The organism is Lactobacillus johnsonii ATCC 33200 (assembly GCF_000159355.1).
GTDB lineage: Bacteria > Bacillota > Bacilli > Lactobacillales > Lactobacillaceae > Lactobacillus > Lactobacillus johnsonii.
This window is the reverse complement of record NZ_GG670120.1, coordinates 954349-978108: the sequence shown is the minus strand read 5'-3', so window position 1 is coordinate 978108 and position 23760 is coordinate 954349. Positions and strand designations below refer to the sequence as shown.

At 33.5% G+C, this 23760-nt stretch carries 17 protein-coding genes and 7 pseudogenes; 19 read left to right on the top strand and 5 right to left on the bottom strand.

What is annotated here, in order from left to right; genetic code table 11:
- The first annotated feature begins 140 nt into the window (after positions 1-140).
- Positions 141-1489: pseudogene (locus tag HMPREF0528_RS04750) on the top strand (APC family permease).
- 95 nt (positions 1490-1584) lie between these two features.
- On the opposite strand, the gene HMPREF0528_RS04745 reads toward HMPREF0528_RS04750, so the two are convergent.
- From HMPREF0528_RS04745 to HMPREF0528_RS04730, 4 genes and pseudogenes are all read right to left on the bottom strand, one after another.
- Entirely contained in the window at positions 1585-2796 is a 1212-nt protein-coding gene (locus HMPREF0528_RS04745) for an MFS transporter (protein ID WP_034525160.1), read from the bottom strand.
- The gene (locus tag HMPREF0528_RS04740) at positions 2777-3007 is read right to left on the bottom strand and encodes a hypothetical protein (RefSeq protein WP_004895507.1); all 231 of its coding nucleotides are present in this window, start codon (positions 3005-3007) and stop codon (positions 2777-2779) included. The genes HMPREF0528_RS04745 and HMPREF0528_RS04740 overlap by 20 nt, the downstream gene beginning before the upstream one ends.
- Positions 3008-3122: 115 nt before the next feature.
- Positions 3123-3431 carry a MarR family winged helix-turn-helix transcriptional regulator gene (locus HMPREF0528_RS04735; RefSeq protein ID WP_004895504.1) on the bottom strand — a complete coding sequence of 103 codons (309 nt, stop codon included), beginning with the start codon at positions 3429-3431 and terminating at the stop codon, positions 3123-3125.
- Positions 3432-3511: 80 nt separating this feature from the next.
- Positions 3512-4090: pseudogene (locus HMPREF0528_RS04730) on the bottom strand (hypothetical protein).
- Positions 4091-4387: 297 nt separating this feature from the next.
- On the opposite strand from HMPREF0528_RS04730, the gene HMPREF0528_RS04725 reads away from it, so the two are divergent.
- From HMPREF0528_RS04725 to HMPREF0528_RS04710, 4 genes are all read left to right on the top strand, one after another.
- A complete protein-coding gene (locus HMPREF0528_RS04725) occupies positions 4388-5470 on the top strand; it encodes a M42 family metallopeptidase (RefSeq protein ID WP_012845831.1) in 1083 nt (360 codons plus the stop codon).
- Positions 5470-5670: a hypothetical protein gene (locus HMPREF0528_RS04720; RefSeq protein WP_004895498.1), complete on the top strand. Its 201-nt coding sequence runs from the start codon at positions 5470-5472 to the stop codon at positions 5668-5670. The genes HMPREF0528_RS04725 and HMPREF0528_RS04720 overlap by 1 nt, the downstream gene beginning before the upstream one ends.
- Before the next feature lie 96 nt (positions 5671-5766).
- Entirely contained in the window at positions 5767-6420 is a 654-nt protein-coding gene (locus HMPREF0528_RS04715; protein ID WP_004895496.1) for an ABC transporter ATP-binding protein, read from the top strand.
- Positions 6398-7159 (top strand): ABC transporter permease, encoded by a 762-nt coding sequence (locus tag HMPREF0528_RS04710; protein ID WP_004895494.1) that lies wholly within the window; start codon positions 6398-6400, stop codon positions 7157-7159. Before HMPREF0528_RS04715 ends, HMPREF0528_RS04710 begins: the two co-directional genes overlap by 23 nt.
- Before the next feature lie 69 nt (positions 7160-7228).
- Here the strand turns inward: HMPREF0528_RS04710 and HMPREF0528_RS04705 are convergent.
- Positions 7229-8503 (bottom strand): annotated as a pseudogene (locus HMPREF0528_RS04705) (phosphatidylserine decarboxylase family protein).
- A 263-nt stretch (positions 8504-8766) separates the two neighbouring features.
- Between HMPREF0528_RS04705 and HMPREF0528_RS09505 the strand changes: the two are divergent.
- The 14 genes and pseudogenes from HMPREF0528_RS09505 to HMPREF0528_RS04635 all read left to right on the top strand — a co-directional run.
- Positions 8767-9494, top strand: a pseudogene (locus HMPREF0528_RS09505) (beta-galactosidase).
- A pseudogene (locus HMPREF0528_RS09495) lies at positions 9460-10671 on the top strand (beta-galactosidase). Before HMPREF0528_RS09505 ends, HMPREF0528_RS09495 begins: the two co-directional pseudogenes overlap by 35 nt.
- Positions 10672-10963: 292 nt before the next feature.
- Positions 10964-11458, top strand: a complete 495-nt coding sequence (locus HMPREF0528_RS04695; RefSeq protein WP_004895479.1) for a PTS sugar transporter subunit IIB — start codon at positions 10964-10966, stop codon at positions 11456-11458.
- Positions 11459-11460: 2 nt separating this feature from the next.
- On the top strand, positions 11461-12258 hold the full coding sequence (locus HMPREF0528_RS04690) for a PTS mannose/fructose/sorbose/N-acetylgalactosamine transporter subunit IIC (RefSeq protein WP_004895478.1): 798 nt from the start codon (positions 11461-11463) through the stop codon (positions 12256-12258).
- The gene (locus tag HMPREF0528_RS04685) at positions 12251-13084 is read left to right on the top strand and encodes a PTS system mannose/fructose/sorbose family transporter subunit IID (RefSeq protein ID WP_004895477.1); all 834 of its coding nucleotides are present in this window, start codon (positions 12251-12253) and stop codon (positions 13082-13084) included. Before HMPREF0528_RS04690 ends, HMPREF0528_RS04685 begins: the two co-directional genes overlap by 8 nt.
- A gap of 13 nt (positions 13085-13097) precedes the next feature.
- On the top strand, positions 13098-13529 hold the full coding sequence (locus HMPREF0528_RS04680; RefSeq protein WP_004895476.1) for a PTS sugar transporter subunit IIA: 432 nt from the start codon (positions 13098-13100) through the stop codon (positions 13527-13529).
- A complete protein-coding gene (locus HMPREF0528_RS04675; RefSeq protein ID WP_034525159.1) occupies positions 13522-15189 on the top strand; it encodes a glycoside hydrolase family 13 protein in 1668 nt (555 codons plus the stop codon). The genes HMPREF0528_RS04680 and HMPREF0528_RS04675 overlap by 8 nt, the downstream gene beginning before the upstream one ends.
- Complete coding sequence (locus tag HMPREF0528_RS04670; RefSeq protein WP_004895474.1) at positions 15182-16162, top strand: LacI family DNA-binding transcriptional regulator; 981 nt, start codon at positions 15182-15184, stop codon at positions 16160-16162. The genes HMPREF0528_RS04675 and HMPREF0528_RS04670 overlap by 8 nt, the downstream gene beginning before the upstream one ends.
- Before the next feature lie 222 nt (positions 16163-16384).
- Entirely contained in the window at positions 16385-17878 is a 1494-nt protein-coding gene (locus HMPREF0528_RS04665) for a peptide MFS transporter (protein ID WP_004895473.1), read from the top strand.
- A 132-nt stretch (positions 17879-18010) separates the two neighbouring features.
- A pseudogene (locus tag HMPREF0528_RS04660) lies at positions 18011-19404 on the top strand (C69 family dipeptidase).
- A 90-nt stretch (positions 19405-19494) separates the two neighbouring features.
- On the top strand, positions 19495-20733 hold the full coding sequence (locus HMPREF0528_RS04655; RefSeq protein ID WP_004895469.1) for an MFS transporter: 1239 nt from the start codon (positions 19495-19497) through the stop codon (positions 20731-20733).
- Positions 20734-20832: 99 nt separating this feature from the next.
- A pseudogene (locus HMPREF0528_RS09485) lies at positions 20833-21689 on the top strand (alpha/beta hydrolase).
- 84 nt (positions 21690-21773) lie between these two features.
- Entirely contained in the window at positions 21774-22211 is a 438-nt protein-coding gene (locus HMPREF0528_RS04640; protein ID WP_004895466.1) for a MarR family winged helix-turn-helix transcriptional regulator, read from the top strand.
- A gap of 3 nt (positions 22212-22214) precedes the next feature.
- The coding region (locus HMPREF0528_RS04635; RefSeq protein WP_004895465.1) for an ABC transporter ATP-binding protein at positions 22215-23760 on the top strand (1546 nt) is incomplete at its 3' end.

Genomic DNA, 23760 nt, shown 5'->3' with positions numbered 1-23760 from the left:
ATATATTATTTTGTAGGTAAATGAATTATTTTTTAAATTCGATTTCTTTTATTTACTTTTAAAAATAACAATCGTTATGGCTGAGATGAGAGTTAATGTTTTAGAAATATAAATGAACAGTTTCAAAGGTGGTAAGTACTATGGTTAAAAAAACTGTTCCTAAAAAGTTAACTTTTATGTCAATTTACTTTTTAGGAATTAACGGAGTTATAGGATCAGGAGATTTTTACTTCCGCAATCTATTTATAAAGATATGGATCTATTGAGTGTAGTTGTCTTACTTTCTGCTACATTAACGGTAGGGTTAATCGCATTATGTTATGCAGATTTGGCTAGTCATTTTACCGGTTCCGGAGCTGCATGGCTATATTCGTACAATGCATTTGGTAGATTTGCAGGCTATGAGCTTGGTGTATTTACATGGTTTTTGGGCTGTTGTACTTATGATGCTGAAGTAGTAGCATTTTTAACAACGCTTAAAAGTTTTATACCTGCATTCAATCAAAGCTCAGTCTATTTTGCTGTCGGGATAGGATTAGTTTTATTGTTCTCAATTATTAATTTCTTTGGTCGTGCCTTAGTTAAAATAATTGATAACACTTCCTACATTGCTAAGCTATCAACTATTATTTTGTTTATTATTGTTGGTATGATCTTCATGCATATTGCAAACTTCCATCCCATTTTACCAGCCGCAGCTGCAAAGGATGTAGGACCATTTTTCCATCACTTTGGTGCAGCCTTTAGTGTTGTATTTTATTTGTTTAGTGTTTTCTCCTTTATTCCAATTGCTGCCTCTAAGATGAAAGATCCAGCTAAAAATATTCCAATTGCTGTAGTTGCTGTTATGGTTATGGTAACTATTCTTTATACTTTGATGGTATTAATTGCTATTGGTATTTTGGGTCACAAGATGTCATGGTACACCATTCCTATTGCTAATGCCTTTAAGTCTGCTGTGGGAGAATGGAGTTATGTGATTATTATCATTGGAGTTTTGTTAAGTATTTTCGGTGTGGCATTTACGTTCTCGTTTAATACACCAGCTTTGATTGCTTCCTTAGCTCTAGAACACCAATTATTACCAAATTGGGTAGGAAAAAAGAATAAATTTGATGCTCCATGGGTAGGTATTATTTTAACTGATGCTGTAACCTTACTTTTAATTACTCAATCATACTTGTTCTTAGTTGGATGTATTGTTTTAGGTTCATTTGTTCAATATGCACCATCTATTTTTGCGGTTATTAAATTTAAGCATACTGGTCAATATCCAAACCATGGTTTTAAACTTCCAGGCGGCTACACAATTCCAATTTTGGCTTTATTAGTAGCTTGCTATTTAATCTTTAACTTTACTTGGGAAACTATTTTACTCTCAATAGTTGTAGCTGCTGTAACAGCTGTTTTATACCTGTTCTTAGGAAAGAAGAGATTAGCTAAGATAGGTGAAATTCCAACTGAAGTTAGGAGAAAAAGAATCATATAGAAGCTGATTTAAATTACGTTTATTTAGAATAAAAAATTAATTTGTATAAATAAAAACAGCATTTCTCAATACACACGAGAAATGCTGTTTTTATGTTATTTTGAAAGATTTTTTACAACATTAAAGTTAAACAAAATTAAGTTTATGACAACAATACCTGCTGTCACAATGAATACCATACTATAACTTGAAACTCCAGCAATGAAAGATCCTAGAAGAGGCCCCGCAATATTTCCAATATACATTGCACTCTGATTCCAAGAAAAAATTCGACCAGTAACAGCAGCAGGTGAATTTTTGGTTAGTAAAGTTTGTACTTGTGGGAAAAGACATGCGTCAGTAAAACCAACTAAAAAGCGTAAAATACCTAATTGTACTGTGTTGTGAACAAAGGCAGTTAAAAAGAATAGAATCGTTGCACCAATAAAACCACCGATAATAATTTTGTGAGTCCCAATTTTATCACCTAATGCTCCAAAGCGTGAAGCAGCTAAAAATGTTGCAATTCCGGGTAAAGCTGCAATAATTCCAGAAACAAAAACAACATTTCCATGTCCATTCAGCAATTGTTTAACATATAGAGAAACAATTGGGTTAATTGAATTGTTGGCTGCTTGAATAATTAAAGTGGTTAACAGTAAACCAAATACTAGGGTTGGAGAGCGTAGAGTAGCAATGACGCCACTTGCCTTATCGAGCTTCTTTTCTGTAATCGGCTTGAATCCTTCTTCATGAACAAAGAAAAGTGAGAGAAGGAAGGAGATTAATAATAATCCTCCTGTGATAAAGAAAGTAACGCGGTAACTAAATGCAGACGCAAGTGCTCCACCTAAGAAAGGCCCAAGTAAGTTCCCAGCAGTAAAAGAAGAGGCCATTGTTCCTAGCGCTTGACCAGATTTTTCTTTAGGTGTTTCTGTAGCGATTAAAGCATTTGAATTTGAAACAAATCCTGCAAAGACTCCTTGCAACATTCTTAAGAAAAATAGTTGCCAGACATTAGTAACTAACCCCATACTTCCAAGGACAATGGCCATTCCAAGGGAAGCCCTGAGAATCATTAGTTTTCTACCTTTTTTATCAGCTAATTTACCCCACCATGGTGAAATAATAGCTGAGACGAAGTATACTCCGGAAAAAATAAATCCCGACCAAAAGTTTAACTTTTGGTGAGTAAAATGTCCTAAGGTATCGATATATAGAGGTAGGAAGGGCATAATCTCTGAAAATGCGATTCCTGCGATAAATACGGCGATAGAGAGAACATAAAGATTCTTTTTCCAAATTGGCTTATCTGATTTCATCGTCATTCTCGTCCTCCAATTTTTTAAAATATATCGTTTTATTTTTAAGGGATATTTTTCCTACTTTGAAACCATAATCGAGCAATTCCTTTTTATAAGTTAAAAAAGAATGATCAATTGGCAGGCCGACAATCTTTTGAATTTGGTTAAAAGATAATTGAAAGTCTTGGTCATGATTATCTTTAATATATTGCCACAATGGTAAAAATTTGCTCATTAGTTTTTCTTTCTCTAAATCTGCTTTTCTAAATTGATTGAAATCTTTTCAAGTTTAGCTAAAGTATCAGGATCTACTGTTCCAACTAGTTGATTTACCTCTTCAAAGGCGTCGTTCACTTGTCTAAGAACCTCAACTCCAGCTGGAAGTAAGAATAGTTTTTTTTTAGTCCATTGTTTGGATCTGCTCGACGTTCAATCATTTTTCTTTTTTCTAATAGTTTAACTACATTAGTAAAACTGGCAGGTTGGTAAAAAAGATAATCTGCAACTTCCTTTTGAATGCAGCCGGGATGCTTTTGAATGTATCTTAAAACATGGGCATGCGTCATTCTTAAATTAATAGAGGCCAATCGTTGATTGATCAGGAGGTTTTCTAATTTACCAATATGATAGAGTAAATTTGCTAGTGGTCTTTTTAGCATAATTTTACCTTTCTAAGTTGTAGTTACAACTAATACTTTAAATAAGTATAATGCAACTAATTGTAATTACAACTTATTTTTTAATCTAGAGGATTAGTAATTTTAGAGAAATCATACTTACGATATTTCAAGGCTGCTTTTTTGTCTTTAAACATAGCACTATGAATGTCGCCGGAAGAATAAGCTAAATAAAGGCACTGATTTCCTTTAAAAGTACCTGGGATATAGATGATATCAACAGTATCTAAAAATCCACGTGCTCGGAGCCACTGCGAACCATTTTTATCTTCAAAAGAGACCATGCTTGCATCCCCAGCATAAACTTTATTATTTTTTTCTGAGCGATGGTTTAGGTTTGGATATGTTTTTTGATAGACCACAGAATCCATGATAGTATGTTTGGTTATAATAAATTTTCGCGCTGTTTTACTGTAGCGATCAGTTTGATACCAGGTTCCTTGAAATACAGTAGGAATCATAGCTAATTTAAAACCAGGGTATTTTTTATTAAAATTAGGTTTAGAGGAAGTTTTAGTGGTAGTTTTTGAAGTGGTAGTTGAAGATGCTGAGTTAGAGGATTTAGACTAATTATTTTTAGAGGTATTACTGCAAGCAGTAAGTAATAAGGTTGATAATAGAATTAGAGCTACTTTTTTCATGATTTTGAATCCTTGTAATATAAATCTTACTCAGCATAGCATAAGCAAGTTTAGTATAGAAAAAATTGGAGCAAAACAAAAAGCAGACGTTCTGGGGGATTAGAAGTCTGCTTTTTAATGTCGTATATTATTTTGGGAGAATAAGTAAGGTGTAGAAGTTCCCTTACTTGTTAAATAGAATACCTTTCTTTTTTTAAAGAAGATTTGGCATTAGATTTAAAATTTGCAAAGAATTTCTTTAAAAAGTTTAAAGACATAAATATAATTAAAATAAAAGCGTTTGCGAGAGGAAAAATTATGAAAAAAGAACAAGAAATTCAAATGTTAAAAGAATTTTCAGATGAAAATTCTACATCTGGCTTTGAAGAAGAATTTGTAAAATTGTTTTCTACTTATGCTAAAAATACTGCTGATATTACGGTAGATGGGATGCTCAATGTATATGCAGCTAAGAAGGAAAATAAAGGTAATCGGCCCGTTATTCAAATGGATGCTCACTCTGATGCAGTTGGTTTTATTACCCAGGCAGTTCGTCCGAATGGATTAATTAAATTTGTTCCACTTGGGGGTTGGGTAAAGTATAATATTCCGGCTTTAAGAGTGAAAATTCGTAATCGTGATGGTGAATATATTCCTGGTGTAGTGGCTACAAAGCCTCCGCACTTTATGACTGCTGCTGAAAGAAATTCAATTCCGGAAGTTGCAGATATGTCTATTGATGTAGGTTCATCAAGTAGGGAAGAAACTATTAAAGATTATAAAATTGACACTGGTTGTCCAATTTTTGTTGATGTAAAGTGCGAATACCATGAAAAATCCGGTTTATTCTTCGGTAAAGACTTTGATGATCGCTTTGGTGCAGGAGCCATGGTAGACATCTTAGATAATTTGAAGGGTGAAGAGACTAATTTTGATGTAGTAGCTGCCTTATCTAGTCAAGAAGAAGTAGGACTTCGCGGTGCATATGTCACTGGACGAAAAATTAAGCCTGATTTATGTATTGTTTTAGAAAGTTGTCCAGCTGATGATACTTTTGAGCCGGAATGGTTATCTCAAACAGGCTTAAAACGCGGTCCAATGCTTAGAGATATGGATACTACATTTTTACCAAATCCTAAGTTTCAACAATATGCTTGCGATATAGCTGATAAGAATAATATTCCATATACTCGATCTGTTAGAACTGGTGGCGGGCAAGATGGGGCAGCAATTTATTATGAATATGGAGCTCCAACAATTGTTATTGGAATTCCGGTTCGTTATGAGCACTCTCCATATTGTTTCTCAGCATATAAAGACTTTAAGGCTTCAGTTGATTTAGCAACTGCAATTATTCGTGATATGACACAAGAAAAGCTAGATAGTTTTAAGGTGATCTAATGGACTGGAAAGTATTTTTTAAAAAAGTAGCAATTTTTAGTTGGTGTATGGCTATTATTAGTGTATTGATTTATATTGTTCGTTATACAGCAAGTGAAATTGGCAATCTTTTTATGTGGAATCAGCCATTTATTTGGGAGCTAATTTTCGGACTTGTTTTTTGTCTCTTATCGGTTTTGGGGACGAAGAAAAATAAATAGAATATAAATTATAGTTATGAACCCCGAAACTAAGATAAGAATTTCGGGGTTCATATCGTTTATAATAAAAATAAATATTTATATAGAAGGTTAGCTATGCATCTTTTAGAAATTAAAAATTTAAATTATTCTGTTGATGGAAATACCGTTCTGAAAAATATTAATCTAAGTGTAAATTCAGGAGACTTTTTAACAATTATAGGGCCTTCTGGTGCAGGAAAAAGTACACTTTTAAAAATTATTGCTAGCTTACTTACACCTACTTCTGGCTCAATCGAATATGAGGGAAAAGATATTAGTCAATATTCTCCGCTTGAATATCGTCGGCAAGTTTCCTATTGCTTCCAGCAACCGTCTCTTTTTGGAAAAATGGTAAGAGATAATCTGATTTTTCCTTACCAAATTCGAAGAGAGGAAGTCAATGAAGAGCATCTAACTGAATTATTAGATAAAGTAAGTCTAAATCAGAATTTTTTGAAGAAAAATATTAATTCTTTATCTGGTGGAGAAAAGCAACGAGTTGCCTTAATTAGAAATTTAGTCTTTTTACCACGAATTTTACTATTGGATGAGGTAACCACAGGACTTGATGAAAATAGTAAAGAAATTGTTCATCATTTATTTGATGATGTGCGCAAGAAGCATGTTACGATCTTACAAGTAACTCATGATAAAAGTGAAATTGAAAAAGCCAATAAAATTTTTGAAGTGAAGAAGGCATTTCTCGATGAAAAACGTAGTTGTCAGTAACTGGTCTCTAGTTTTTGCATTCTTATTAGTTTTAGTATCAATTGGAATTTCTGTTAAAGAAAAGCTAGGCCTTACTAAAGATATTTTGGTTAGTGTTGTGCGAGCCATTATTCAGCTAGTCATTATTGGATATATTTTAAAAGTAATTTTCAATGTAAATACTTTTTGGCTAACCTTTGTTTCTACACTTGTTATTATTTTTAATGCTTCATGGAATGCGAATGGTAGAGATCCAAATACTAATCGAAAATTATGGAATTCAATTGTAGCTGAGGCCGTAGGAACCTACATTACATTGGCTATATTACTTCTTTCTGGCGTCATTAAACCGATACCTATGCAAGTAATTCCAATTACAGGAATGATTGCAGGTAATGAAATGGTTGCAATAGGTCTTTGCTATAAATCTTTAAATGAAAGTTTTCATGATTTAAGACAGCCTGTTTTAGAAAGGTTAGCTTTAGGTAGTGATATTAAAACGGCGTCGATGCCAATTATTCGGCGTAGTATTAAGACTGCTATGCAGCCAACGATTGATTCAGCTAAGACAGTAGGTTTAGTTAATTTGCCGGGGATGATGTCAGGATTGATCTTTGCTGGAGTAAACCCAATTTATGCAATTAAGTATCAGATTATGGTAACTTTTATGCTTTTATCTGCTACAAGTTTAGGAGCGATTATTTCGGTTTATCTTGCCTATAAAAATTATTTTAATGATCAGATGCAATTAACGCTCTAACAAAAAGACTGTTCTGGTATTATTTCAGAACAGTCTTTTGAATTATATGAAACTAAAATTTAATGTATTTTATTCCACTCTAGCGATTTCATCATGAACTTTAATATTATGAGAACCTAAACTTGGCTCTTGACCATGAAGATTAAATTTAACATTAACTCCTGGTCTAAACAAAAGAACATGAGTTGAGCCACCAAAGTGGAAAATATCAAGTTGACCATCTTTATTAATATGCTGACCAACTTTAACAGTAATTTCGTTGCCTGAAACTTCTGCCATACCTACAGCTACAAAGCACATTAAGCCAATCTTAGGATTGTCTGCTTTAATGAAGATGACTGCACGTGATGCAGTTTAGGTAATATAAGCTTGAGGATCATTAGGAGCAGCTGGATCAGGGCCATTAGGATTTTCAAATCCTTGTGGCAAAGTTTCAGAGTAGTAAGAACCGTATAAGTTATAAGCTTTAACTACTGTTCCGCTAACTGGACTGTTCCATCTGTGATAACTCAATGCACTAAGGAAGGCCTGGTAAAGTGTACCACCAACAAATTTTGATGTTAATGGATCGTTATGGATTAGATCAATTAATGAATATGGTTGTCCTTTAATCCAGAATTTAGAGATTATGGGCGATTCGATATGGTGCTGATTCACAAGCATTAGCAATTGAATCAGGGTCATCAGGATCTTGAACAGGACGAATACCAGGATTAAATAAACGAGTGAAGAAATTGTCCCAAGAGGTAAAACCTAGATGCTTTTCACGATCTTCAGAAGTACATTTGAAAATAGTCGTAAATTTGTCACCATCTGCTACTTTAGCCATTTCATTTAATGCATAGTCACTTAACCAACCATTTTTAGATGTGTTAAGAACATATGTTGAGTCTGGCGTTTGTAGAAATTTGCCCCAATAATTCAAAATATCTCTAAGCTTTTCATTGATTTTTGGATTTATAAAGAATACATAACCCGCTTTAGTGGCCATAGGATAGTCTAAAATTTCATTAATTGGTGTACCGACTAATCCAGTTGTGTTGAATTCCGGAGCTCTTTGAATAATTCGGTTGAGCATTAATAACATTTGTTTATAATTTCGAACTTGTGGGGTTCCCATTGGAGTATCAACATACTTTTCAGGAATTTCATCAAACATCATCTGCGTAACATTGTATAAATACCGATCAGATTCAATTAAATTCTTTAAAGCTTGAACTGAAGGAAGTAATTTTTGATTTTCTTCACTTTCCGCTTCTTTTAAAATTTTTTTAGCCATTTATTGTAGAATTCTTGATCACTGGGTAACCATTGACCTACATTATATTGAATATTCTTTTTCATAATTTCTACCTCAATATTTATGAAAAACAGTTAATAATATATAAAAGTGCACTTTCATGTTAAAAATAACACTAAGAAGAGAAATCGACCAAATATCTAGTACTTTTATTCCAATATCATATATAAGTAATAATAAAAAACAGCTGACTTTGATACAATCTCACTAAAGTGGACGAATTGAAGTTTAAAAAGCAATATAATTATTTTAAAGGAGAGCTACGTTTTCTGAATTACAAATATAGAAAGAAACAAGGAATAGAATCATGAAGCGTATCTTAGATATTAACCAATTTTTGCATGGTGGCGATTATAATCCAGAACAATGGTGGGATGAGCCCGATGTAATTAATCAAGATTTTGCTCTCTTTAAGCAGGCTAAAATTAATACCGTGACTGTTGGGATTTTTTCGTGGCCCAAATTAGAACCGCAAGAAGAAAATTATGATTTTTCGTGGTTAGATGAGATTTTTGATCTAGTAGAGGAAATGAATGGTCATGTAATTTTAGCTACGCCAAGTGGAGCACGACCAGCGTGGCTTGCTCAAAAGTATCCAGAAGTCCTTAGAACAGATAACCGGGGAAATAAACGCGGCTTTGGTGGACGACATAATCATTGTTTAACTTCACCTATTTATCGAAAAAAGTTTATGAGATTAACACAAAACTGGCAGAACATTTTGGTCAAAGGAAAAGTTTGGTACTTTGGCATATTTCTAATGAATATTCAGGTGAATGCTACTGCGATTTATGTAAAGATGCTTTTAGAAAATGGCTGAAAAATAAGTATGGCGATCTAGCTACTTTAAATCATTCCTGGTGGAACACTTTTTGGAGTCATACTTATAATGACTGGGATCAAGTTAATCCGCCTAGTCCTTTAAGTGAAATGAGTAATAAAGGGATGAGCTTAGACTGGAAGAGATTTATTACTGACCAGACAATTTCATTTATTGATAATGAAACAGCACCCCTTAAAAAAGATCACTCCTAATATTCTTGTAACTACGAATATGATGGCTGGAAATCCGTTGATGGATCCATTTGTTGGTTTTGATTATCAAAAGGTAGCGCGTCATTTGGATTTTATCTCTTGGGATTCTTATCCTGCTTGGGGTAACGACGTTCAAAGTACTGAAGAACTTGGACGAAATGTTGGATTAATTCATGATTTCTTTAGAAGTTTGAAGCATCAGAACTTTTTAGTAATGGAAAATACTCCATCACGTGTTAATTGGCATAACTTTGATCGTGCAAAAAGATCCGGAATGCATGAATTGGCTAGCCTGCAGGATGTTGCGCATGGTAGCCAAGGCGTATTGTATTTCCAACTTAGAGCTTCACGAGGATCATCAGAAATGTTTCATGGAGCTGTAATTGAGAATCGTCATCCTGAAAAAACGCGTGCATTTAAAGACGTAACTAAGGTTGGTAAAGACTTGGAAAAAATTAGCCCAATTGTAGCAACAAATTATGCAAAAGCAAAAGTCGCAATTGTCTTTAGCTACGATAGTTACTGGGCACTGCAAGAAGCAGAAAGTTATAGTGAGAATAAAAAGGTCTGGCAAACAATTCAAAAGCATTATCGATATTTTTATGACCATGATATTCCAGTTGATTTTGTTAGTCCTGAAGATGAGTTTTCACAATACGACTTATTGATTGTTCCAATGCACTTTTTAATGAGCAAGTCTTATTTAGAAAAAATAGATAACTATGTTAAGAATGATGGTAAGCTAGTCGGCACTTATATTAGCGGAGTTGTTGATGAAAATGATCTTGCCTATATGAATGAATGGCCAAAAGAACTATAAGAAATTTACGTACTTGAGCCTCTTGAAACTGATGTTTTATATCCTGGGCAATCGAATTTAATTAACTTTGAAGGAAAAGAATATCCGATGTATGATTATTGCGAAACGCTAATTAACTGCACGGGAAAAGTTCTGGCTACATACAGTAAAGATTTTTATCGAAATACACCTGCTATTGTTGAGCATTCCTACGGAGCTGGCAAAGGCTATTACCTTGCTTGTCGTACTGATTATTCTTTCTTAGAAAAGTTTTATGAAAAAATAGCTAGTGAATTAGTTAATTTACTTGAAGATGTGAAAGATAAGAGAACTGTTAGCTTAAAGCCATTTGAAAGTAAAGTTTATAAAAATAATTAATTCCAATTTATTTGAAACGTTTTAGGATATTAAATCAAATATTGAAATTGATAAGGATTAAATTTATAGATAATTTTATTTATGTAGAATACTGATCTATCAACATTTCTTAATGCTGATAATCAGTATTTTTTATTATTTTATTAGAAAGCGCTTGCATTATTGAAAAAACATAGTATATTTAAATTGTAACTTAAAACGTTTCATTTTTTTCAAATTCTTTAATTAAAGGGATTATAGTGTATATGTATTAGTTTATTTAAAACGTTTAGATTCGTAGAGGAGATTTAAAATGCCAGTTATTTTAGCAAGAATTGATCAAAGACTTATCCACGGAATTACTGTTAATCAATGGAATAAAGTATTACATCCTAAGAGATTCATGGTGATTGATGATGAGGTCAGTCAAAATGAAATGGTAAAAGCCAGTATGAGAATGAGTAAGCCGACTGGTACGGGGATGTCAATTATAAATGAAGAAAAAGCCATAACTAATTTTAAGAATGGAAAATATGATTCCCATTCAGTTTTCTTAATAGTAAAAGAACCTCATTATATTTTGGACTTAATTAATGCTGGAATAGAAATTCCAAAAGTAAATGTAGGAGCTTTATTCGAAGAAGGAAATAGAAAACCATATACTAAGCGCGTTGCTTTAGATGAAAAAGAATTATCTGATTTAAAGGTGATTGCTGATAAGGGTATTCCAGTATTTTTTGAATATACTCCAGATGATGAAAATGAAGTTTCACTTGAAGAGGTTCTAAAGAGCAAAGGGGAAAATTAATTATGCCTATCATATTACAAAATATTCTGATCATTTTGCTAGCAGCCTATATGGCTTGGGATAATGGTACGGGAAACCAAATTACAGGTAATTGGCCAGTTATCATCGGTATGTTAGTTGGTTTGATTATGGGCAATTTAAACGTCGGCTTAGTTATCGGTGGTACTTTGCAACTTATGTCTTTAGGAGTTGCTGCTATCGGTGGATCTTCAATTCCGGAATATGGTGTTGCCACAATCGTGGGTGTTTTTATAGCTATTAGAACCGGAGCTTCTACAGGAACTGCAATTGCAGTTGGCTTACCTGTGGGAATGTTAACATTACAACTTGATGTTGTTATTAAAATCATCAACAACTTCTTTGCTCACTGGTCTCAAAGACTACTTCATGAAAAGAAGTTTAACAAAATGGATGGAGTATTTTATTTGACCATTTTTGTTTGGATGCTTAAGTATATTATTCCAATCGCTTTAGTTGTAATGTTTGGTACCCCTATTGTTAAGCTTATTCTTCATGTTATTCCAACATGGATTACGGATGGTTTAACTATTGCAGGAGGAATGTTACCAGTTGTTGGTATTGGAATGTTATTGAGATTTATGCCTGTTAAAAAATATTTAGCTTATTTATTAGCTGGTTTTGTATTAGCCGGATATTTAAAAGTTCCAATTTTAGGAATTGCAATTTTAGGTTTAGCTGCAACTTACGAAATTTATCGTATTAATTCAGATAAAAAGGATACAGAAGCAGCGCAAACAGCTGGTGCAGTAGAAGATGAAGGAGACGACTTTGATGAGTAAAGAAATGAATCAACCTGAAAATGGTAAAAAATTAACTATCCACGAACGAAAAAATATGTTTAGACGTTGGATTTTTAATGCTGGATTAGGTTATAACTTTGAAACTCAACAAGCGCCAGCAGTAGCATTTTCAATGAGAAAAGCTTTAAGAAAAATTTATCCCAATGATGATGAATATATTGAAGCTATGGATAACCACTATAAATACTTCAATGCTAATCCCTTGATGGCTAATATTATTCTTGGTGCTACTCTTGCAATGGAAGAAAAAGATGGAATTAAGGCTAAAGATGCAGTTCAATCTTTAAAAACATCTTTGATGGGACCATTTTCTGGAGTAGGTGATTCAGTATTCTGGATTTTAATTCCCACAATTATGGGATCAATTTCTGGTTACATGGCCCTACAAGGAAATGCAGTCGGAGCAATTTTATGGATGGCACTACAACTTTCATTTTATTGGCTAAAGATGTGGTTCTTTAAGACGGGATATGATTCTGGTACAAAGTTAATAACTTCATTAGGTGAAAAAATAAATATTTTTACTGATGCAATATCAGTAATGGGGTTAATGGTAGTTGGTTCATTAATTCCTACAGTTGTTAAAGTATATACCCCATTAAAATTTAGAACAGGAAAAGTTATGCTTTCCATTCAAAGTGGAGTTTTAGATAAGATTATGCCAGCATTACTTCCGGTTGCTGTTACTGGACTAGTTTATTGGTTACTTGGAAAGAAAAAGTGGACTCCAACTAAAATTATCTTATTAATTATTGTTATTTGTTTAGCTGGGGCTGCTTCAGGCGTATTAGGAATTGCGAAATAGAATAGGTTGAAAAATGAATAGTATTAAACGTCATATTGTTATTGCTTCACATTCAACATTAGCCCAAGGAATGGCAAGTGCTTTAAAATTTTTCGAAGGAGATAATTTAAAATTAAATGTTTTATCGGCTTATGTTGATAATAGGCCCATTAAAGGACAGATTGAAGAAATTTTTAGTCAATTTGATAAAGAGGATGAAGTTATTGTATTAACTGATTTATTAGGCGGATCAGTTAATCAAAAATTTTTCCCATATATTGACCGGCCGCATACTCATTTGATAACCGGAATGAATTTGTCATTAGCGATGGCAATTACTATGGAACCGATTGAAGGCTATTTAATGCCTGAAAAGATCCAATCTATTATCTCGGAAGCCAAAAACCAAGTTAAATATGTAAATGAATTAGCAAAGAATGCAGATGAGGACGATGAAGATGAATGATTGGAAGAAGAAAGCTATAGTATATGAAGCGTACGTACAAAGCTTTAAAGATTCAAATGGAGACGGTATTGGAGATATCCGTGGATTAATAGAAAAACTAGACTACATTAAAAATCTCGGTGCAAATACTATTTGGTTAACTCCGATTTTTAAATCGCCTTTAGTAGATAATGGTTATGATATTGCGGACTATAAAGCTATTAATCCCATCTATGGCTCAATGAATGATTTTAAAGAGCTATTGAGTAAAGCTCATGAAAAAGGCTTAAGAATTGTTATGGATCTAGTTGTTAACCATACTTCTGATCAACATGAGTGGTTTAAAGAGTCAAAAAAAAATAAAGATAATAAATATTCTGATTATTATATTTGGCGTGATCCCAAAGAAGATGGAAGTGCTCCAACTAATTTAGGTTCAGCCTTTGGAGGATCAGCGTGGACTTATGTTCCAGAAAGAAATCAATACTATCTGCATCTTTTTGCAAAACAACAGCCAGATTTAAATTGGGATAATCCAGAAGTAAGAAATGATGTATATAAGATAATGAAGTTTTGGTTAGATATGGGAGTTGATGGCTTTAGAATGGATTCTATTAGCTTCATATCGAAACCAAGGAAATTTGAAGATACACCTCTAGAAGATAGTAAAGAGTATGGAGCTTATTATTATGGGTCAGCTAATGGCCCCCATATTCATGAATATCTGCAAGAGATGAATAGAGAAGTACTAAGTAAGTATGATGTAATTTCTATTGGGGAAACTCCACATACAAGTGCTAAAGAAGCAAGATTATTTGTTGAACCTGAACGACATGAATTAGATATGGTGTTTCAATTTGAACATATGCATGTTGATTATGGAGAATATGGAAGATATTCCGATGTAAGTTTTAAGATGAGCGATTTGCGTAATTCCATGTCAAGTTGGCAAAATAATCTTTCTTGGAATTCAAATTATCTTGGAAATCATGATCAACCGAGAATTGTTTCTAGATTTGGAAATGATTCTCAGTATCGCAAAGAATCAGCTAAAATGTTAGCTATGGCATCTTTATTACAAAAAGGTACTCCTTTTATTTTTCAAGGCGAAGAAATTGGAATGACCAATTTGCATATTAAGCAAATCGATGAGCTAAAGGATCTTGAAGCGCATAATATATATAATTTTTTAAAATCAAAAGGTATTAGTAATAGGGATGCATTAAACATGGTCAATAGGAAAACTAGGGATAATGCACGTACACCAATTCAATGGGATGAATCAGAGCAGGCGGGTTTTTCAAGTGGAAAGCCATGGATCGAAGTTAATCCAAATTATAAAGAAATTAATGTGAAAAAAGATCTGAATGATCCAGATTCAATTTATCATTTTTATCAAAAACTTTTGAAATTAAGAAATGATAATCAAGTATTATTAGATGGTAAATATGATTTGCTTACTTCTGATGATTCTGCAATTTTTGCTTACACTAGAAGTACAGAGAAAGAAAAATTGGCGGTTATTTGTTCTTTTGTACCATATAAGGTTAAATATAATTTGCCGACTGATTTTGTAAATAAGAATCAAGTACTTTTATCGAACTATAGCCATAGTAATTCTAAAGCCTCAAATGTAATCTATCTAAGACCTTACGAAGGAGTTGTGATTAAACGTGAGTAGCATGAAGGATGTAGCGCGTGAAGCTAATGTTTCAGTAGCAACAGTTTCAAATTTCTTAAATGGAAAGAAAGTGCGCCCAACAGCTGCAAAAGAAATTGATTCTGCAATAAAAAAACTAAATTATGTAAGAAATAATGCTGCACGTTTTTTGAAAACGCAACAATCAGCTTTTGTAGTTTTTGTTGTCCCAAGTGTATGGTCTCCATTCTTTTCTGAATTAACTTTTTGGGTTCAAAAATACTTAGATGAACTTGGATATAAAATGGTTCTATGTGTATCAGAGAATGATTATCAAAAAGAAAAAAGTTATGTCACGATGGCTGAAGAGCAACGTGTAGCTGGAATTCTTTCAATCTCTTATTCCGATTTAACTAGTCATGTACATTCTGACATCCCCCTTGTTTCTATTGAAAAAGAAAGTACAGGTCAATTTTCACTAGTATCTTCAGATAATTATGAAGGTGGAAAGATAGCTGCTAGAGAATTGAGCAAAAGAAAACTGAGTAATTTAATATTTATTGGTTCAGCTAATCATAATTCTGTTGAAATGAATGCAAGAAAAGCGGGATTTATAGATTATTGTAATAATCATGGAATTAAATTCGAATTGACTGAAATTGATTCCCGGAAAGATGATAAACATGTAATTGAACATTTAATCCAAAAGATAAAAAACGATAGCACAAATTATGGTATTTTTGCTCATACTGATGAATTGGCTCTTGTATTAACTGAAGAATTTCAAAAAGCAGAGATCGCAGTCCCTGAACATGTTCAGATAATTGGTTTTGACGGCTGGCAACTTACTCCTGATACACCGTTGACTATTTCTTCAATTAGACAAAATATTGAAGCAATTGCTAAAACTGCTGTTGAACAGTTACATAAAGAGATGCAAAATACAGATCATAAGGAGATTTCACGTTTAATGATTCCTGTTACTTTTCGAGCAGGAGAGACAACCCTAAATTAATAAAAATAATTCTCTAAATATCAAATAGTCATTTGTTAGAATCATGAGTAGAATTCATGATTCTTTTCTACGTAAAGTCAAGTACCATGCAGTATTTGACTTTTATTTTTTTATGTTTATTTTCTTTATATAGTTCTATACTAATTTGACTACTTATTATAAATAGGTATAAAATAAACCTTTCTGTGTAACAAACACAGTGAACAGAAAGGATAGTTTTTAATGAATAATTCAACAACAGAGAAGACTTTCTTTGGACAACCTCGTGGTTTGTCCACCTTGTTCTTCACCGAAATGTGGGAGAGATTTAGTTACTACGGTATGCGTGCTATTTTGCTCTTCTACATGTATTATGCTGTAGAACGTGGCGGACTAGGAATGAATGAAACCACGGCTGCTTCAATCATGTCTATCTACGGTTCACTTGTTTATCTTTCTACGGTAGCTGGTGGATGGTTAGCAGACAGAATCTGGGGAGCACGCAGTACTGTCTTCTTTGGTGGTGTCCTCATTATGATTGGACACATTATTTTAGCCCTACCAATGGCAGAGCTAGGTTTATATATTTCGATTGCATTTATTGTGGTCGGAACAGGTTTACTTAAGCCTAATGTTTCTGATATGGTTGGTGGCTTATACTCATTAGATGATCGCAGACGTGATGCTGGTTTCAGTATCTTTGTGTTTGGTATTAACTTAGGATCAGCACTTGCTCCATGGTTAGTTCCTTGGGCAAGTGAAGGTTTTGGCCTTAATTTATTTGGAAATCATTTTAACTTCCATGCTGGTTTCTCTTTGGCAGCAGTTGGAATGTTCTTTGGTTTAGTACAGTATGTTTGGGGTGGTAGAAAGTATCTCTCTGAGGATGGAATGCACCCAACAGATCCAATCGATCCAGAAACTCGTAACAAAGTCTTAAAGAGAATTGGTTTAGGAGTTTTAGCTTTAACAGTAGTATTAGGTTTAATGGCTGCTTTTAGTCAATTAAATATTGACAATATTATTACTTTAATTACTATTGTTGCTATTGCCTTACCAATTTATTACTTTGTTTTAATGCTTAGAAGCCCTAAAGTTACAAAAGAGGAACGCTCAAAAGTTTGGGCTTACATTCCATTATTTATTGCAGCTTCTATCTTCTGGGGAATTGAAGAATCCGGTTCTGTTGTTTTAGCTCTATTTGCTGCTCAAAGAACAGTACTTCACATCGGAGGATGGCACTTTACTGCAGCTAACTTCCAAACTTTGAACCCAGTATTTATAATGATTTTGACTCCGTTCTTTGTATGGTTATGGGATAACTGGAAGAAACAACCAAGTGCTGCTGGTAAATTTGCTGCTGGTTTGGTCTTTGCTGGTCTTTCATATATGTGGATGGCCCTTCCAGGAATGCTTTATGGAACAAACGGACGAGTTAGCCCATTTTGGTTAGTTGGCTCTTGGTTTATTGTTGAAATTGCCGAAATGCTTATTTCTCCAATTGGCTTATCTGTAACTACACGTTTAGCACCAAAAGCTTTCCGTTCACAGATGATGAGTCTTTGGTTCTTAGCAGATGCCACTGGTCAAGCTATTAACTCCCAAATTGTTAAATACTACTCAAGTAAAACTGAAGTGGCATACTTCTTAGCAGTTGGAATTGTTAGTGTATTGTTTGGTGTAGTAATGTTTTTCTTTACTAAGAAAATTCATAACTTAATGGCAGATGCTGAATAAAACAAACATAATTTAATAAGGAAAGCATTAGCTCACACTTTTAAAAAATGCGTTTTAGTAAAATTTTTGCGCCTAAGGTAATACAATGAAAAATGAATAAGAAAGGTTATTTAAATGAAAGTTTGATATATAATGATTGAAAGTAATCACAGTGCATGTACATCAATTTTAATTGGGAAAAATGCTACTACAGATGGCAGTATTATCATTGGACGTAATGAAGATGATAAGTCAAACTGTGCTAAGCATTTAGCTTTTCATGAAGAAAAGGATATTCCAAATAATCACTTTAAGTCTAACTTGAATAAGTTTGAAATGGATTTACCAACTCATAGATATGCTTATTCTTCAACTCCAAATTGGAGTGACAAGAAGGGTGTTTATGAGGAATCCGGTAGTAGCAATGAGTGCTACTGAAACAACCTATGCTAATGATCAAGTTCAATCTTTTGATCCATTCAATAAGACCGGTATCATTGAAGAAGCAATGGTAACTTGTATATTGCCCTATGTAAAGACAGCACGTGAAGCTATTGCTCGTTTTGCTAAGATTATTAAAGATCATACTGCAGGTGAATCAGATGGTATTTTATTTGCCGATTCTAAAGAAGCTTGGTACTTCGAAATTGGTACTGCTCACTACTGAGTAGCACAACGTATTCCAGATGATTGCTATGCTGTAGCTGCTAATGAATTAGCAATTCAAGAAATTGACTTTAATGACTCTGATAACTTCATTACTGCTCCTGGTTTACAAAAATTTGTTGAAGAACATAATTTATGGCCGAATAATAAGCCATTTAATTGGCGTCGTATTTTTGGTACACATAACCTATTAGATTTAACATATAACACTGCTCGTGTTTGGACTGGTCAAAGAATCTTAAATCCTTCTATTAAGCAAGAACCAAGCAGCTTTGATATTCCATTTATTCAAAAGGCAGACCATCCAATTTCAATAACTGCTGCTCAAAGAGTATTAAGAGATCACTATGATGGAACTAAATATGATGTAGCAAATCCTGTTAATAAAGATACAGCTGTATATCGTCCAATTAGTGTTGACTTTACTGAAGAGTCACACTTACTGCAACTTAAAGTTAAGGATTGGATTCACTGGGTTATCATTAGGCATTACTTGTCAAAATGTATATGTTCCATTCTATCCACAAGGTAGTGTAGTGCCAAGCTTCTATAGACATGGCAAAGATAAGTATGCTTCAAATTCAGCTTATTGGATTTACAAGGAAGCACAAGTCTTAGTTGATCGTTCATGGAAAGACTATGGTTTGCAATTGTATCAAGCTAGAAATGCTACACAACAAAAATTAAGTCAAATGCGGGCAGAATATGATGTCTAAGTTGATAAAGAAAAAGATCCTGCAAAGAAGTTAGACTTAATTAATAAAGCAAACAAAGACTTAGCTCATACAGCAGTTAAAGACTACCAAGAATTAATTGGTAAGTTAATCACAAAGCAAATAAAGAAATCACCATTGCACTTTAGAAGAGACCCAGACTTATAATCTAGGATTGTAAATCATAAAAAAACGAGTAGAATAAGTTCTGAAGAAATAATTGAATGACAGAGAGCATTCGTTTTGGAGGAATTTAATATGGATACAATGGTTAAGCACAGACATACTCTAAGCAAAAATCAGAAGTGGGTTATTGCATCTACTTCATCAGGTTTTGCGCTTGAGAATATGGACGTGCTTTTTTTATCGTTTGCAATGAGTTCGATGATCGCTGATCTTCACTTGTCAGGTGGGGAGGCTGGTTTTATTTCAACGATTACTAATTTAGGAATGTTAGTTGGTGGAATCGCCTTTGGGATTTTAGGTGATAAGATTGGTCGAGTTAAAACTTTTAGCCATACAGTAATTATTTTTGCAATTGCGACAGCTTTGATGGCATTTGCCAATAATATTTATCTTATCTATGCCCTTCGGCTTTTAGCAGGAATTGGAGCAGGCGGAGAATATGGTGTCGGAATTGCTTTAATTGCTGAGAACTTTCATAAAGAACAAATTGGTAAAATGACCTCAGTAGCAGCGATTGGTGGCCAAATTGGAGCAATTTTAGCGGCTTTAATTGCAGCTTGGATTATTCCAGCAGCAGGTTGGCATATGCTATTTTTAGTAGGGATTCTTCCAGTAATTTTAACCATCTTCATTAGAAAACATGTCCATGAAAGTGAGCAATTTATTAAGGCTCAAGCTAGTGAAAGTAATTCCTTATTATCGGATGTGGCTAAAAAAATGTTTTCAACGCCATACCTTGCTTGGCAAACCGTGGGTCTGATGATTATGATGACAGTTCAAATTGCTGGATACTTTGGTTTAATGAACTGGCTTCCCACAATTGTGCAAAAGCAATTGAATTTAAATGTTTCAAATTCTAGTCTTTGGATGATTTCTACGATTATTGGAATGAGCATTGGTATGATGACATTTGGCTCAATTTTTGACTACTTTGGTCCTAGAAGAGCCTTCGCGATTTTCTTGATTGGTTCAGCTTTAATGGTTTATACATTAAGTTTGGCCCAAAATATGACCATGCTTTTGATTATTGGAGCTGTAGTTGGCTTTTTCTCAAATGGGATGTTTGGTGGCTATGGCGCTGTAATCAGTAGATTATATCCAACAGAAATTCGGTCGAGTGCCAATAATATTATTGTTAATGTCGGTAGGGCAATCGGTGGATTTTCATCAGTAGTAATAGGTATTTTAATGGATAAATATAACTTAGGCGTAGTAATGGGCTTTTTATCAGCTTTATACTTACTTAGCTTTACTGTGATGATTACTTTACCAGGCTTAAAAACTTTAACAAAAGAAGCTAAAAGAAACTAAATATAGCTTTTAACGATAGGAAACTAGTAAGAATAAATATTTTTCAATTGATAATTGTCCTTGTATACTAGAGAAAAGTAAGTGTAAGAGGAAATAATTATGAAGAAGAAAAAGATTTATCTTGCTAGTTTTTTTGTTGCGTTATTTTTATTTGTGTTAGCGGGATGTGGTCAAAAAGCTCAAAATGTTTCCGATAAAAAGGTTACTGCATCTTTAACCAATACTAAAACAATCCCAACATTTTTCTTTCATGGCTGGGGCTCAAGTGCGAATGCGGAGACTCAAATGGCGAATGCCGCAAAAAAAGGCTGGTGCAAGTAATACGATTATTCAAGCAGATGTAAGTAAAAAATGGCACTGTTAAACTTAACGGTACGATTCCAAAAAATGCAAAAAATCCAATTATCAAAGTTAATCTAGAAGATAATCATAGTGGAAAAACGTCATATGTAAAAGATGTAATAACTGCAATCTCTAATAAATATCATTATGCAAGGATTAATTTAGTTGGTCATTCAATGGGAAATTTACAGATTGCTAATTACATTAATGAAAACTATGACAATAAAAAATTGCCTAAGATTAATAAAGTAGTTTCAATTGCAGGGCATTACGATGGCTATCTTGGTGAAGAAGCCGGCCAAAAGGCTAAGATTAAAGATAAGAAAACAGGTGAACCGGATATTTATAGTGATGGCTTTAAGCAATTATTACCTTTACGAAAACACTATCCAAGACAAATTGAGGTCTTAAATATCTATGGTAATAAAGAGGATGGTTCAAATTCTGACGGATCAGTTTCTGTAGCCTCAGCACAAAGTTATAAGTATTTAATTAATGGGCGTGCAAAATCATACCGTGAAGTAGAAATTAAGGGTAAGAATGCACAGCATAGCAAATTACACGAAAATAAAGAAGTTGATAAACTTTTAATTGATTTTTTATGGAAAGAATAATAAAAGTTATTGACAATAGTCTCTGTGGATACTAATATGGTTAATTAATTAGTATCTACAGAGACTATTTTTGTGAGGTGAAGTATGGAATTAACTGCTACCGAAAAATTGAATTTTGCAATTATCCGAGGTGGAAAAGCTTATGCAGAGTGGGATAGACAACATGGCATGCCAAGTTATCTAACCATTATTCTGTATGAACTATTAATGCGCCAAAGATTAACGCAAAAAGATCTGGTCAACTTAAGTGACTTACCGAAGCAATCTATTAATAAAGGAATTCACCGCTTACTAGAACAAGATTATCTAGAACTTACAATTGATCCAGAAGATAATCGGGTTAAGTATTGCCAGTTAACTGCTTCAGGGAAAAAATACGCTAAAAAGAAAATGGCACCTTTATTTGAAATTGAAAAGCAAATTGCACAAAAAATGGGAGCACAAAAGATGGAACAGTTAGTAGCTCTAAATGAAGAGTGGAGTGATACCTTTTGGGAGCTTTTAAGAAAGAAGGGAGAATAATAGATGCAAATTTTGAAGCCACACTTCAAAAATTATCGTAAAGAAATAATTTTAGCGATTATTACAATTCTGATTTCTGCTTTTGCAACCTTATGGCAGCCAAGATTATTAGAAAATATCCAAAAAGCAATTTTAGCGGATAACCAGAGTGTTGTCTTAAGAGATGGAATTGGATTAGTTGTACTCGGTTTATTAGCAATTATTGCTGGTATTTTTAACGTATATTATGCTGCAAAAATTGCCCAGGGAATAACTTCAGATTTACGTGAAGAAACTTATGCCAAGATTCAAAGTTTTTCTTTTGGAAATATTGAAAAATTTTCTAGTGGTTCATTAGTTGTTCGTTTAATTAATGATATGAACCAAGTTATGAATATGATGATGATCTTATTCATGCAATTACTCAGAATGCCAATTATTTTAATTGGATCATTTGTATTGAGTATTATTACCATTCCTCAATATTGGTGGGCTCCTGTATTAATGTTAGCTTTAATGATGGGGGTTGGATACATTGTTATTCAAAATATGAATAAACTTTTTGCTAAATTCCAACACTACATGGATAAAATTTCTACTCGCGTTAAAGAAAATTTACAGGGTGTACGTGTAGTAAAATCTTTTAATCAGGGAGAAAATGAGATTAAGAGATTTAACGAAACTTCTGATGATTTAAACGAATTAAATATTAAGATTGGTTACTGTATTTCTACTATTATGCCAGCTTTCATGTTAATTGCTTATTTAGTAATTGCTTTGGTTGTCTTTTTAGTAGGACGCAGTGCTAATTTAACTACAACTGATGTTGTAGTTGTATCACCATATGTTTCTTATATTTTAACTTTGCTTTTTGCGATTTTAATTGGTGGTTTTGTGATTATGAACTTCACTCGTGGGATGGTTTCTCTACGAAGAATTAAAGAAGTACTTGATACTGAACCAGATGTTAAGTTTGATCCTAATGCACCAACTGGACCAGAAAAGGGAAGTATTGAATTTGACGATGTTTCTTTCACTTATCCTGATGGAGATAAGCCAACTTTAAAGAATATTTCATTTAAGGTGAAACCAGGTGAAATGGTTGGTATTGTTGGAGCAACAGGATCTGGTAAAAGTACGCTGGCTCAACTTATTCCGCGTCTTTATGATCCGACTAAAGGAACAATAAAAATTGGTGGAAAAGACTTAAAGACAATTGGTGAAAAATCGCTGCGTAATACTGTTTCCATGGTTTTACAAAAAGCAATTTTATTCTCTGGAACAATTGCCTCTAACTTGCGTCAAGGAAAAGAAGATGCGACCGATTATGAATTGAAACGTGCTTCAGAAATTGCCCAAGCACAGGAATTTGTCGGTCAATACCCGGATCAATTTGACCATGAAGTTGAAGAAAGATCAGCTAACTTCTCTGGTGGTCAAAAGCAACGTTTATCACTTGCTCGCGGTGTTATTGGTCAACCACCGATTTTGATTTTAGATGACTCTACTTCAGCCTTAGATGCTAAGTCTGAAAAATTAGTTCAAGAAGCTTTAGAGCATGACTTAAAAG

Coding starts and splice junctions, on each gene's coding strand:
- HMPREF0528_RS04715 (WP_004895496.1), top strand. CDS start 5,767: ATGCATCTTTTAGAAATTAAAAATTTAAATTATTCTGTTGATGGAAAT.
- HMPREF0528_RS04680 (WP_004895476.1), top strand. CDS start 13,098: ATGAATAGTATTAAACGTCATATTGTTATTGCTTCACATTCAACATTA.
- HMPREF0528_RS04745 (WP_034525160.1), bottom strand. CDS start 2,796: ATGACGATGAAATCAGATAAGCCAATTTGGAAAAAGAATCTTTATGTT.
- HMPREF0528_RS04710 (WP_004895494.1), top strand. CDS start 6,398: ATGAAAAACGTAGTTGTCAGTAACTGGTCTCTAGTTTTTGCATTCTTA.
- HMPREF0528_RS04685 (WP_004895477.1), top strand. CDS start 12,251: ATGAGTAAAGAAATGAATCAACCTGAAAATGGTAAAAAATTAACTATC.
- HMPREF0528_RS04640 (WP_004895466.1), top strand. CDS start 21,774: ATGGAATTAACTGCTACCGAAAAATTGAATTTTGCAATTATCCGAGGT.
- HMPREF0528_RS04655 (WP_004895469.1), top strand. CDS start 19,495: ATGGATACAATGGTTAAGCACAGACATACTCTAAGCAAAAATCAGAAG.
- HMPREF0528_RS04740 (WP_004895507.1), bottom strand. CDS start 3,007: ATGAGCAAATTTTTACCATTGTGGCAATATATTAAAGATAATCATGAC.
- HMPREF0528_RS04695 (WP_004895479.1), top strand. CDS start 10,964: ATGCCAGTTATTTTAGCAAGAATTGATCAAAGACTTATCCACGGAATT.
- HMPREF0528_RS04720 (WP_004895498.1), top strand. CDS start 5,470: ATGGACTGGAAAGTATTTTTTAAAAAAGTAGCAATTTTTAGTTGGTGT.
- HMPREF0528_RS04675 (WP_034525159.1), top strand. CDS start 13,522: ATGAATGATTGGAAGAAGAAAGCTATAGTATATGAAGCGTACGTACAA.
- HMPREF0528_RS04725 (WP_012845831.1), top strand. CDS start 4,388: ATGAAAAAAGAACAAGAAATTCAAATGTTAAAAGAATTTTCAGATGAA.
- HMPREF0528_RS04665 (WP_004895473.1), top strand. CDS start 16,385: ATGAATAATTCAACAACAGAGAAGACTTTCTTTGGACAACCTCGTGGT.
- HMPREF0528_RS04690 (WP_004895478.1), top strand. CDS start 11,461: ATGCCTATCATATTACAAAATATTCTGATCATTTTGCTAGCAGCCTAT.
- HMPREF0528_RS04735 (WP_004895504.1), bottom strand. CDS start 3,431: ATGCTAAAAAGACCACTAGCAAATTTACTCTATCATATTGGTAAATTA.